Source organism: Nocardia noduli, assembly GCF_019038455.1.
GTDB lineage: Bacteria > Actinomycetota > Actinomycetes > Mycobacteriales > Mycobacteriaceae > Nocardia > Nocardia noduli.
Genome location: NZ_JAFMPL010000162.1, coordinates 1 through 11,566 on the forward strand (window position 1 = coordinate 1; position 11,566 = coordinate 11,566).

The window sequence follows — 11,566 nt, forward strand, 5'->3', positions numbered from 1 at the left end:
ACTGGTCCCCGGCAACCTCCGCTCGCTCCTAGCCGACCTACTGCGCTCCGGGCCACCCGAAAAGCCGATCACCCTCACGCACTGAGCGCTAAACCCACTGCCCGCAGACCTTGCAAAAAACATAGGGACCCCCCCGAGCATAACGATGCCTCACCCCGACGAGAAGACGCCGGTGACCCCAACCCGTCGACGATCCACGGCCGCACCGCATCCCGCCGTGCACCGGACCGCCTCGGTACACGCCGCGTGAGCGGCGTTAACCCAGCTCCGGCGCCCCCGGCGCTAGCGTGAGCACCGGTTGCCTCTGCTGCGTGAGAGCGACCAGCGCAAGAAACGGTCCCCGCCCGGGCGTGGCGCCACGGGCGGGGACGCGGCGCGCACCCTGCGATCAGTTTCGGCGGTCGTTGTGTGCGCCGAGCGGTATCCCGGCGGCACCGGCATCGGTGTGGACCATCATCGCGGGATTAGCTCTCCAGTCCGACTCGGAGACGTTGAAGGCGCACAGGTCGGTCGCAATCACCGCCGATTCGTCGAACACGACCGCCGAGACATGTCCGGGGTCGGAGATCTCGGTTATCTCGACACTGCCGTCGGGGTACTCGATCTCGACCGAGATCCGGGTGACCACACCACGCTCGAATCCGTCCATTCCCGACCCCCTTTTCTTTCCTCGATGCGATTTCGGGCGCAGCGCTGCTGCACGGCGGCTGCCCGAGACGCTGGGTGTAGCTGGTGAGCCCGCAGATGCGCGGGTCCGCTCAGTGGACCGGCGCAGACCGATCGGCCGACGATCATCAGAGCGCGTGTCTCGGCCGACGCTCGTCGAATTTCCCCTCAATGTGGTCGAGGTGGGGACCGTCGAGGCATGGGCTTCCCAACCGGTGTCTCGACGGCCCCCGACTTCACCTCTGGATCAGGCACACCGGATCCCGCTGCGGCAGCAGTGCGGAACCCGTTGTGCCTGTACTGCATTCGACACCGCACCACCACCGGATGGATCACCGGTTCCCTGGCCGACGTGGGAACTGCCCGGCGGTCCTGCCAAGGGCACAGGATGTGCCGTGCTGGGGGTGAACTTCGCTCGTGGGTCGGTCTGCCGCATCCCGACTTTCACGTGGCCGGACAGCGCCCGCGGCGTGACCGTGACGAATCACTGCCGTGCAGATCAATGATTCGGTGGACCGCCAAGCCCTGCTCGATGCCGGTCTGGACCCTGACGATCCGCAGGTCTGGGCCGTCCAGCGGGAGATGCAGGTGCTGTCGACCTGGCACGGCGTGCGTACCGGCCACCGCCGGATCGATCCGGACGACCCACAACTGCACCGATGAACGAGCGCTGTCGGGATGCGGTCCCCCTCGCCGAGGCCGCCTTTCGCTAACCGCGGACCGGTCAGAGTTCGGCGTGCAGCGCGGCGATGTTGTCGTTCAGCGCTGTTCGCAGTTCTCCGGGATCGCCGCCGTCACTGGGGACCACACCGCTGTCGAGTCGAGCGATACCTTTGCCGAGTTCACGGATCGTGCGATGGATCAGCGCCTCGTGCACGGCGATCACGCCACGATGGTCGTCGCGTGACCAGGCGATCAGAGCACCTCACATACAGATCAACGCGATGGCCTGGTGGACTTCGGCGTGCGCGTCGACGATCTCGGACAGATCCCCGGTGATCGCCAGTTGAGCGACGATCGCCAGTCCCGCACTGCCGTGACCGGCCACCCCGGTCGGTACGACGTGCGTCGGCGCCAAGTCCGTCGGATCCGCCCTCGGCTCCTCGTGGGCGAGCACCGCCGCGACGCTACGAGCCATCTCACGGATCAGATCATCGCCGAACTCGCGCCGCGCGGCGGCCTCGGTGACTCCCATGCTGTCCGCGACGGCGGCCACCCTCGCCTGGATCTGTTCGCCAACAGGGCCACGGGCACAGGTCAAACCGAGCCGTGCTGCCTCGGCCACGAACACGTCGATCCGGCCGTCGAGCCAGGAACCGGATCGGTGTCTGGGGTACGAGTTTCTCCGGTGGCCGCGCCGTCGTGCCTGATGGTTGCGCACCCGCCACCGCAGCACCGGCTTTTAGGTCGCCGCCGCGCTCGACTAACGCGCCCTGCGCATAAAAATCGATCCGCTGGTGCGGATCATGTCGCGGTTCGACAGCGCCCGCATCCACTACAGCCTGCAAGTCTGGACACCGCAGACGATGATCCAGCACCGCAGCGAGACCATCGACCTCACCGACCTCACCGACTTCGCCGCCGTGATGCAGACCCACGCCCACGACATCCGCACCTACCAGACGCAATAGCTTCCCACCGGGCCAACGCACCACCGCGCGATGCCCGCCCGGGACCGCGCCGCGCCTGCACGGAACAGGCGCATCCCCAACCCCGCAGACCATATGGCCTCAGGCCCGCACCGCGCGACCTGTCTTCCGACGAAGCCGCGCCCCGCCACCGCGCACACTCAGCAAATGCGGCCCGTCGGCCCGAGTCCTGGCATGAGACAGGGTCGGCCAGCGGAATAGAAATTCTCACAAATTGTTGGTTGCGCAAGACTCGCTATGGGTATCCAGCCAGCAAGTCGGGGAACAGCACAAGAGAATCCCTCTCGAAGGAGATGAGAACCATGGGTTCCTTCGGACTCGACTTCGGAACCGGCCTCAACGTCGTCACCCGCTGGCTACAGGTGATGTTCGGCATCAACCTCGGCATCGGCTGACCCCCAGACCCCCGCCGGACCATATCCCCCTAACCCGTCCGACGGGGCCAAACCTCTCCCACCCCTGGACCCAATCCTGTTGGGTCCAGGGGTCATGGCCGGACCGCGCCAAGTGCAGGGCGGGCCCGAATCAACGTCGTGAACAACGACGATTCGCTGGATCGCCAAGCCCTGATCGACGCCGGGCGCGACCCGAATGACCCGCAGGTCCGGGCCGATCCCCTACGTCGACACGGGCGACCGCGATTCCGACGGCGCTATTTCCGAGCTATCCGACCTTGTGGCGGATTTGGCGCGAGACTGGGGTCAGGACATGGAATGGCCCTATCCGGCCTGCTCGCGACCTTGGTGGCCGAGTGCGCCGGACACCCTGAGATGGAACATCTCAGCGCCACATGGATCGTGAAGATCTGGCAGAACCGTCGCCTCGGCGAGCACGCCCCCGGCACGGTCCTTTGCATACAGAGGCAGGACAAGCGCGTCGGAACCGTGAAGTTTGTCTGGAGCAGAGACCGCGAAGGCGAAGTCAGCGTCAGCGCTATCAGCGGACTCATCTGGGGGCACCCACCCCTTAAGACCTGACACACCCTGACTTCGCATCCAGCGAGCTGAATAGCTAGTCCAGAGAACATTTCAGGGTCTAAAACCGGACATTCTCCAGGTCAGATCAAGACAATCAGCACCGACATCACCGATTCCGCTGCCCGGGCCGATCTAGTTAGCTAATTATTAGCTGAAGTGCCTCGGTTCGGTTCTGACTCGGGTGTAATTATGACTGCGGGCCGGGCGGGCAGTCTGGGTCGACGTCACTCGATGCGGGTCATGAGCGATCGTTGGTGTGGAGTGTGGGTGCGCGGGCGGAGGTAGCGTCATGGAGGATGCGCAGCGTGGTGATCTGGTCGCGCGATGGCAGCGATCGCTGTCGGAGGCCGGTCTCGAACTTCCACCGGGAACCTCTGATTTGTTCGGTTCACTCCTCGATGAGGTTTCGACTGCCTTGAACGGCGAGGCTTCGGATGGCTCTGCCGGTGAGCGGGTGGGTCACGCGTTGGTCGCGAGCGGCTTGATCGATCCGGTCGTGCCGGTGGCCTCAGCGCAGATTCTGTACCGTCTCGCCCGATCGAACGACCGCCCCGAGGCCATGTGGAAGTTGGCTGGATTGCTGACCGATCTGGGTCGAGGCTTCCAACGACACCTCGACCGGACGCGCGTGCCGATCATGAGTTTGGTCGAGCCACCACCCGGCGCCGAGGCGAAGTTGTTCCGGATCGTGTCCGACAGCACGGCGATCGCGATAGCTATCGGTGACACCGAGGGCACTTTGGTCGATGTCAATCCCGGCCTCGCTGCGATGCTCGGCGTTCCGATCGAAATGTTGCGCGGCATCTCGATACGCCATTTCGCCGACCCGGCCGATCGCGACACCATCGAGGCCGCGGTGTTCGACGGTATCGTCGCGGCGCGCGAGGGGACGGTCCGAATCGAGACCAGGGCGCTGGCTCCCGACGGGGGTACGAGATGGATGGCGTTCTCGATCACCTACGTCAGCGGCAGCGCGGGCCACCAGGACTATCTGTTCGCCATCGGCGAAGATGTCACCGAACGCCACAGCCTGCAGGAAGAACTACACAGGCAGGCTCGGCAGGATTCGCTGACGGGGCTGCCCAATCGCCGGATGCTCCTCGAACGTATTCAGGCGGTACTGGATGACGCCGACCCTACTGGACGGGTGGGGTTGTGTTTCGCTGACCTCGATCGTTTCAAGCACGTCAACGACAGCTATGGGCATCGTGTCGGCGACGAGGTGTTGCGAGAGGTGGCCAACAGGTTGCGCGACAGTCTGCCTCGTGAGGATCTGACGATCGCGCGACTCGGTGGCGACGAATTCGTCGTGCTCGTCCCTCCGCCGGTCGACGAGGCGATCGTCGCCACACTGGAAGACTGCCTGATAGGCAGCCTCGAGACACCGATCGTCGTGGACGGGGACAGCATCGACGTGTCGATAAGTGTCGGCGTGGTGGTCGTGGATCCGACCGGCTTGAATCCCTACGGCCTGATCGATGCCGCCGACCGCCAACTCTATCGAGCCAAACACGGGCACACATAGCCTCGACGTCGGCCCGCCCGTTTTCGCGAGTTGGGTGGCGCACTGACGACCGGACGGGCTCATCAACCCTCGCCTGGGTTGACACGACAAGATCAGCCTGCCTCATCCGGCGGTGACGATGGGCGCGCGCTCGCCGGGCATATAGCCGAGCTCGCGCGGCTGCGCACCCCGGAATCGCTGCGCCGGAATCGCGCAGGTAGCGGCGGCGAAGATGGGTGGGTCGCGATGGCCATCATCGCCGCGAAAATCCTCGGCCCCCGACATGGTCACCGCCTTCGACCTGCTTGGCCGAGAAGCCCTCATCTTTCCGACGTCACGCTTGGAATCCCGGTTCATGTCGGGCCAACCGACCCGGGCGTGTCGGTCCGACCTGCGCACCCCTGGAGCGCAAACTATTCGCAACCCATTCCTCGGACGTGAAGGAGTGATGTGACGCAGCAGGCCAACATTTTCCGGGTTTGTTTCATGCCCCTCTTCAGCGGAGCGCCAGATGAAGAGCACACCGAGTTCGGCAACCAACTCCGAGCGGTCGGCTCCTCGATCCTCGACGGGCACTACCCGCACATCGTCACGATCGACGCGACACAAGAAGCCGCTGATCACATCGCCGGTCTGCCGTTCGTCGCCTATGTCGAGCCCGTGAGCGACACAACCCAACGGTGACCGGCGGCCGACGGATTCGCCCGCTTTCGCGGCCGCGGAGGCAGAACCTGGCGGCGATCCCGTCAGCGAACCGATCAATGAGGAACTGGTCTTCGAGGATGCCGATGCAGCACGCCGCGTCCAGGTGAATGCCCGCAGTCGAGCGGTTACGGGCGCGGCGCCCAGGCGAAGGTGGTAGCGCGAGCACGGCAGTGCCCGCCCGACAAGCTTTGCGGAATCAATAGTTACGCCTCGGCGAGGCCGTGCAGGAACACCTGCGTGGTGCCCCCGCATACCCGCGGCCTGGCAATCGTGTCGGCGGGGGTGGTCGTCGCCGTCGAAGCACTCGAAATCATCAGCGCAGCGCAATTCAGCTCGGTCACCGGTGGGTGGTATCGGCCGTCCCGTCAACAACACCCACGCCCGCTCGCGAGAAACGGCCCGAGCGAGAATGTCTGCTACAACGCGCTCCATACAGTGAGATCCCCCAGACAATTCGGGCTGTCTCTGGGGGACTCGATACCGGCCTGCGATGCGACTCGCAAAGGGTTTGTGCCGGTGATTCCGCACTGTCTGCATTTCGGCACATCGACCGGGCACCACCTGGCCGGGATCGGGCGGAAACAGACGCCGGTTACCGAGGTCGCTACCGTCGATCACGTGATCGCGAAGCGCCGTAGAGGCAATCCTGTTCGCGTTGACCAAGTCCCGTCCCGCCGATACTTCCTGAACGCTCGAGCTCGACGCCGAACACCGCCGACAGGACTGAGCACTGTACCGCAGGCTCGCCGGGACGGTCGAGGAGCCGATTCGGGGTGACCGGCGCAAGTGTGGCATGCTCGGTAGCGAGCACGGGTTGTTGAAGTGATCGCCCGGCTCGCTACAGGAAGTAAAACAAACAGTATGTCGCAAGGCAGTGTGAAGTGGTTCAACGGCGAAAAGGGCTTCGGTTTCATCGCCCAGGACGAGGGCGGTCCTGACGTTTTCGTCCACTACTCCGAGATTTCCGGCTCCGGCTACAAGTCCCTCGAAGAGGGTCAGCGCGTCGAGTTCGAGGTCGGCCAAGGCCAGAAGGGCCCGCAGGCCCAGAGCGTCCGCGCCATCTAGGAGCCGACGACTACAGAAACCCGCGCGATCCGCGCGGGTTTCTTGCTTTTCCGCAGGAATCAGCGCCAGGCACGCTCACCGCTGGCCCGGGGCCGAGACTGCCTGATCTCCTTCTCGCGCATCGCTTCGCGGCCGCTTCTTCTTGCAGGCCATATCCTGCAGCCGAGCACTCGCTTCCCGCGGGCGAGCAGGTTCGGACCGGCTGGCGGGTAGCCGCGCATTTCGATCACCACCGAGACATTCCGAACAGGACGTAGGTCAGACGGGTGCCGTGGTGCCAGAAACGAAACCTACACCGGGTTTTGGGCCGGCAGAAATTCGGCGGAAATGAGTCGACGCTCTGTCAGCTCAGGGTGGTGTGGGCCCGGACCCACACCGCACGTCCGGATTCCAGCATGTCCAGTGCGGCGTCCGGACTCAGCTGATCGGCTCTGCCGCTGATGATGACAACCACGCCCGCGTCGATGTGGTGCAGACCCGCGACCCGCTCCCGCCACTTCGTCTCGGCTTGCAACTCCCCCTCGTAGATCTCGCCGAGTCCGGCCGGGCCGTTGATCCGCACCGTGGTCACTGCTGGGCCGATGGCAACCGTCCAGCCCGGCGCCGGGTCGCCGAGGAAATCGGTGTCGCGCATCAACTGGGCTCCATGCTCGGTGAGTGCGGCGATCCAGGCGTCCGCGGTGACCAGCGCACCGGATTCGGCCATGGGCACGCTGAGGAAGCGGGGTAGCACAACCGCGACCGGCTCGGTGCCGATAACGGCAGTGAAGGCCGTGGCCTGCTCGATCTCGGGCGTGGCCATGCTGGCCGACACTACCGGCCCGGAACGGCCGTTTCCGACTGGCAGCACCCAAGTCACCGGTAGCGGCAGCACTAGGCCGCGTTTTGAAAGTGGTGAGGTTCGGGCAACCCTGTACGGCGTACGTTGCCACCGGAATAGACACCCCGACAAGGGAATTCAGCGCGGACCGGACTAGGTTGGCGGTCGATCCGGTCCGGTGACCTGGGGGGTGTCCCTATGTTCTTCGCAAGTGAGAACCTGGCAGAGATCAACTTTCTGTTTGCCTAGGAGGGGGTATCGATGACAGTGGTGGCGACGTATGTGTCCGCAGCGTCCAGTTTTGCGGGGTTGGTTCGCGAAGTGCCGGGCGAGTGTTGGGATAGACCGGGTCTGGGTGAGTGGGATCTGCGATCGCTGGTGGGTCATGCTTCACGTGCGCTGACTACGGTTGGGACGTATCTGGGCAGCGCAGCCGAGAACGAAGACATCGCGAGCCCGGAGCAGTATTACGCAGGCGCGAAGGCTGCGGCATCAACCGTCGACCAGGCTGGGGTAGTCGAGCGTGGCCGCCAAGCCGGTATCGAGCTGGGGTCCGACCCGGCCGCCTCGATCGAGGTGCTGTTGCGGGCTGTGGTCAAGCAGCTCGATGCTGGTGAAGATCGGCTGATCCGGGTGGTTGGCGGGCTGGGAATGCGGCTGCATTCCTATCTGCCGACGAGGACATTCGAGCTCGCTGTTCACAGCCTTGACATCGCGGCTGCCGTCGATGTTCCCTTCGAGCTTCCCGCGGATGTCCTCGACGAGACGGCCGTATTGGCGGCTCGGATCGCGGTCGCGATCGGAAGCGGCACGACCATGCTGAAGTCGATGACCGGCAGGGCTCAGCTGCCGCCGTCGTTCTCTGTCGTGTAGCGAACTGGCACTGGGGTCTGCCGATCATCAGCAGGAAGTGTGCGCCGGAACCCTATATGACTGTTTGGTTTTCAGCATCGCGTAGAGGACGTCGCAGCGGCGGCGGGCCAGGCAGATGAGAGCGGCATTGTGCTTCTTGCCCTCGGCGCGTTTGCGATCGTAGTAGGTGCGCGAGACAGGGTCGTGCAGGGCTGCGAAAGCCGAGAGGAACTACGCCCGTTTGAGCTTGTGGTTGCCCGATCGGGACGGGAACTCGCCGCGGATCGAGCTGCCTGATCGGTGGGTGATCGGGCGATGCCAGCGTAGGAGGCGAGGTGGCCGGCCGAGGCGAAGGCGGTGCCGTCGCCGACTTCGAGCAGGATGCGGGCGCCGGTCCTGACTCCGATGCCCGGCATCGAGGTCAGGACCTGGGAAAGAGGGTGATCGGCCAACATCTCCTCGATATCAACGGCCATCTGTTTGCGTTGCAGCAGAACGGTTTTCAGGGAGTCCACGAGTTTCGGCAGCACGCTCTCCGCCGAGCGGGAGCCAGGAACGACGACGGTTTGCGCGGGCAGCGCAGCGAGGATTTCCTCGACCAACCGGGCGCCCATCCGGGGCGCGTGTTTGACCGCGATGGCGGTGAGTTTGCGCCGACCCGCGGCCTGGATTCCTGCTGGTCCGCCGCAGCGAGACAGGATTTCCAGCACTGCCGGGTGGGCCACGCGGGGTCCAAGGACGCGTTCGAGAGCGGGATGGATGCTGGTGAGCAGGCCGCGGATGCGGTTGCTGGTGCGAGTGGCTTCTCCGGCGAGGTCGTCGTCGAATCCGACGAGAACACCGAGCTCGGTGAGGGTTTCGACGCCGGTGTCGACTTGGCGCAGCGTGTGCGGCATGGTGCGGGCGGCGTCGGCGATGATGTGGGCGTCGCGGGCGTCGGTCTTGGATTGGCCTGGGTAGAGGTCGGCGATGCGGCGCATCGAGAGCCCGGGCAGGTAGGCGATGTCGTGGCCGCAGGCCCGAGCGACGGTGACCGGCAGAGCGCCGATGGTGTTGGGTTGGTCGACCACGATCAACAACCGTCCACGGGTTGCGAGCTGGTCGAACACTGCTCGTAGCCGGGTTTCGTCGTTGGGCAATGCTTTGTCGAAGAGTCGTTTGCCGTTTGGGTCGAGACCGACTGCGTGGTGCTCGCCTTTACCGACGTCGATGCCGCAGAACACGGCGTATGCCTGTGTCACTTGGTGTTTCCTCGTCAGATTCGAAAACGCTGGTGGTGACGGTCGCCGATCTAAGCGTCAACGCCCGGCACCCACGTTACGAAGAGACCTCTGTTGCGGCCCTGTCCCCATTAGCGGTCCGTCGACGCCACCGGTGCCCGGCGACACCACCCCCCGGATCATGCGTTCGACTGGGGGAAGTAGTCATACCGGGTCCGGCGACCGTGGGCCTGGTCTCAGGCCCACGAACAAGGTAACGGGGGAGTCACAGGCGGCCAGCTTTTTGCCGCCGAGCCCGGTTCGGGTTACGATTCCGATCGTAACTCCATATCCCGTGTCCGAGAACGACGTCGCAGATGGACGCGAGGCCCTGGTCGAACCAGGGAGGAGCGGGCGACTGGTATTCCTACGCCCATCACCACTCATGGAGTTATCATGCCGTTCACTCAGGCCGAGATCGCCTATCTGTCCGCTCAGCGTATCGGCCGCCTCGCCACCGTGCAGCCTTCGGGCACCCTGCAGGTCAGTCCGGTCTGTTACCGATTCGACCCGGATACCGGCCGCTTCGATATCGCCGGGATGAACATGGCCGCCAGCCGGAAATATCGCAATATCGTCGCCAATGGACGGGTGGCCTTCGTCGTCGACGACCTCACCTCGATCGATCCGTGGCGGGTGCGGTGCGTAGAGATCCGCGGGCACGCCGAGGCGATCACCGTGCCCGCCGCGCCGGGCGACCGGCGCGGCGGAGACATTATTCGCATTCATCCGGAACGCATCATCAGCTTCGGCATCGACGACGACCGTGCACCGGATCAGCTCACCGTCCATGTTCGCAACGCGGCTGATTCCGCGCCATAACCGGAAACCCTGGATCCGCGGGGCCCCGGTCCGGCACGCTGTGCGCCGACAGCGGCGCGGCTAGGCAGTGTATTGAATGTGGTTGACGGCGGGCGGGTGCCCGCCCTCAGTCGTTTCGCAGCCATTGGTTGATGGCGGCCATGTGGACTGTGGCCAGGTAGCGCACGGCGAGTTTGTCGTAGCGAGTGGCGACTGCCCGGTGCTGTGTGAGCTGGTTGATGCCGCGTTCGACCGCATTGCGGTCGCGGTAGACGACTGGGTCGAAAGCCGGTGGCCGGCCGCCGGACCGGCCGCGGTGAGCAGCTTGATCCGCCGGGACCGGGATGGTCGATTTGATCCCGCGGCGCCGCAGTTCCCGGTTCGCCCGCAAGGAGTAGGCCTTGTCGGCCAGCACCCGGTCGGGCCGGACCCGAGCACGTCCGGTCCCCAGGCGCGGCACCGAGATGGCATCGAGCATCGCCGCGAACTGCGGACTGTCACCGGCTTGACCGGGCGTGAGTAGCAGCGACAGCACCCGGCATCCCTGGTCGCAGGCCAGGTGCAGTTTCGTGGTCCACCCGCCCCGCGAGCGGCCCAACGCGTGATCAGCCGGCTCGACCTCACCGGGCCCGGCCGGTGGCTCGACCTGCTGTTCGGGGTCGCGGCGGGCACCGGCGGCATGCTGGTGAGCCCGCATCACGGTCGAGTCCACACTTACCTGCCACACGATCCGCCCGGCAGCGTCGGCGAAAACCTGCAGCAGTTTCAGGATCAACGCCCAGCGCCCGGCTCGCTGCCAGCGACGGAACAGCCCGTACACGGTCTGCCACGGCCCATACTGCGCTGGCAGGTCCCGCCACGGGCATCCGACCCGGGTCCGCCAGCGGATCCCGTCGATGAGCTGCCGTTTGGTCCACTTGGGCGGGCGTCCCGCCCGGATTCGACGAGGCAGCAGCGGTTCCAGCCGGGCCCACTGGGCACCGGTCAGGTCCGCGTCCCGCTGCAGCTACGCTGGCCACGAGGTCTCCAGTATTCAGTTGAATCTTGGTCGATCAACCCATCTAGCGGAGATCTCACCCATATGCCAACGCAGCCAACACCCTCCACCAACCAACAAGTGAGTGCGCCGCACAACGGCACCCCTCACCTCACCACTTTCAAAACACGGCCTAGCTTGAGTTTTAAGCTCTGCGGCGTGGTCGTGGCGCGGCGGATTTCGATGCTTGCCGGTTGCTGGCGGTCTTGATGTGCACGTCGTAGCGGGGCGC

The 11,566-nt window shown here is 65.1% G+C and carries 14 protein-coding genes and 1 pseudogene; 7 read left to right on the top strand and 8 right to left on the bottom strand.

Going from position 1 to position 11,566, the window contains the following annotated elements; translation table 11 throughout:
* Nucleotides 1-388: 388 nt before the first annotated feature.
* Nucleotides 389-649, bottom strand: a complete 261-nt coding sequence (locus tag JZ792_RS39210; RefSeq protein ID WP_216917956.1) for a hypothetical protein — start codon at nt 647-649, stop codon at nt 389-391.
* Between the two features lie 509 nt (nt 650-1,158).
* Between JZ792_RS39210 and JZ792_RS39215 the strand changes: the two genes are divergently transcribed.
* Nucleotides 1,159-1,329 (top strand): hypothetical protein, encoded by a 171-nt coding sequence (locus JZ792_RS39215; protein WP_216917957.1) that lies wholly within the window; start codon nt 1,159-1,161, stop codon nt 1,327-1,329.
* Nucleotides 1,330-1,390: 61 nt separating this feature from the next.
* Here JZ792_RS39215 and JZ792_RS39220 read toward each other — a convergent pair whose 3' ends face one another.
* Both JZ792_RS39220 and JZ792_RS39225 read right to left on the bottom strand, forming a co-directional pair.
* On the bottom strand, nt 1,391-1,552 hold the full coding sequence (locus JZ792_RS39220) for a hypothetical protein (protein WP_216917958.1): 162 nt from the start codon (nt 1,550-1,552) through the stop codon (nt 1,391-1,393).
* Between the two features lie 39 nt (nt 1,553-1,591).
* The gene (locus JZ792_RS39225) at nt 1,592-1,951 is read right to left on the bottom strand and encodes a hypothetical protein (RefSeq protein WP_216917959.1); all 360 of its coding nucleotides are present in this window, start codon (nt 1,949-1,951) and stop codon (nt 1,592-1,594) included.
* A 181-nt stretch (nt 1,952-2,132) separates the two neighbouring features.
* Here JZ792_RS39225 and JZ792_RS39230 point away from each other — a divergent pair, with 181 nt between their 5' ends.
* Nucleotides 2,133-2,297: a hypothetical protein gene (locus JZ792_RS39230; protein ID WP_216917960.1), complete on the top strand. Its 165-nt coding sequence runs from the start codon at nt 2,133-2,135 to the stop codon at nt 2,295-2,297.
* Between the two features lie 1,284 nt (nt 2,298-3,581).
* On the top strand, nt 3,582-4,817 hold the full coding sequence (locus JZ792_RS39235) for a sensor domain-containing diguanylate cyclase (RefSeq protein WP_216917961.1): 1,236 nt from the start codon (nt 3,582-3,584) through the stop codon (nt 4,815-4,817).
* A 102-nt stretch (nt 4,818-4,919) separates the two neighbouring features.
* Here the strand turns inward: JZ792_RS39235 and JZ792_RS39240 are convergent, their stop codons facing one another.
* Entirely contained in the window at nt 4,920-5,081 is a 162-nt protein-coding gene (locus JZ792_RS39240) for a hypothetical protein (RefSeq protein ID WP_216917962.1), read from the bottom strand.
* A 165-nt stretch (nt 5,082-5,246) separates the two neighbouring features.
* Between JZ792_RS39240 and JZ792_RS39245 the strand changes: the two genes are divergently transcribed.
* A complete protein-coding gene (locus JZ792_RS39245) occupies nt 5,247-5,480 on the top strand; it encodes a hypothetical protein (RefSeq protein WP_216917963.1) in 234 nt (77 codons plus the stop codon).
* A 224-nt stretch (nt 5,481-5,704) separates the two neighbouring features.
* Here JZ792_RS39245 and JZ792_RS39250 read toward each other — a convergent pair whose 3' ends face one another.
* Nucleotides 5,705-5,842, bottom strand: coding sequence for a hypothetical protein (locus JZ792_RS39250; RefSeq protein ID WP_216917964.1), 138 nt, complete (start codon nt 5,840-5,842; stop codon nt 5,705-5,707).
* A 520-nt stretch (nt 5,843-6,362) separates the two neighbouring features.
* Between JZ792_RS39250 and JZ792_RS39255 the strand changes: the two genes are divergently transcribed.
* Complete coding sequence (locus JZ792_RS39255; RefSeq protein WP_216917965.1) at nt 6,363-6,566, top strand: cold-shock protein; 204 nt, start codon at nt 6,363-6,365, stop codon at nt 6,564-6,566.
* A 343-nt stretch (nt 6,567-6,909) separates the two neighbouring features.
* On the opposite strand, the gene JZ792_RS39260 is transcribed toward JZ792_RS39255, so the two are convergent.
* Entirely contained in the window at nt 6,910-7,368 is a 459-nt protein-coding gene (locus JZ792_RS39260) for a hypothetical protein (RefSeq protein WP_216917966.1), read from the bottom strand.
* Nucleotides 7,369-7,647: 279 nt separating this feature from the next.
* On the opposite strand from JZ792_RS39260, the gene JZ792_RS39265 reads away from it, so the two are divergent.
* Nucleotides 7,648-8,259, top strand: coding sequence for a maleylpyruvate isomerase N-terminal domain-containing protein (locus JZ792_RS39265; RefSeq protein ID WP_216917967.1), 612 nt, complete (start codon nt 7,648-7,650; stop codon nt 8,257-8,259).
* Nucleotides 8,260-8,286: 27 nt separating this feature from the next.
* Here the strand turns inward: JZ792_RS39265 and JZ792_RS39270 are convergent.
* Nucleotides 8,287-9,479 (bottom strand): annotated as a pseudogene (locus JZ792_RS39270) (IS110 family RNA-guided transposase).
* Between the two features lie 414 nt (nt 9,480-9,893).
* Here JZ792_RS39270 and JZ792_RS39275 point away from each other — a divergent pair.
* Complete coding sequence (locus tag JZ792_RS39275; RefSeq protein ID WP_216917968.1) at nt 9,894-10,319, top strand: PPOX class F420-dependent oxidoreductase; 426 nt, start codon at nt 9,894-9,896, stop codon at nt 10,317-10,319.
* Nucleotides 10,320-10,425: 106 nt separating this feature from the next.
* Here JZ792_RS39275 and JZ792_RS39280 read toward each other — a convergent pair whose 3' ends face one another.
* Nucleotides 10,426-11,304 carry an IS5 family transposase gene (locus tag JZ792_RS39280; RefSeq protein ID WP_216917969.1) on the bottom strand — a complete coding sequence of 293 codons (879 nt, stop codon included), beginning with the start codon at nt 11,302-11,304 and terminating at the stop codon, nt 10,426-10,428.
* Nucleotides 11,305-11,566: the final 262 nt, after the last annotated feature.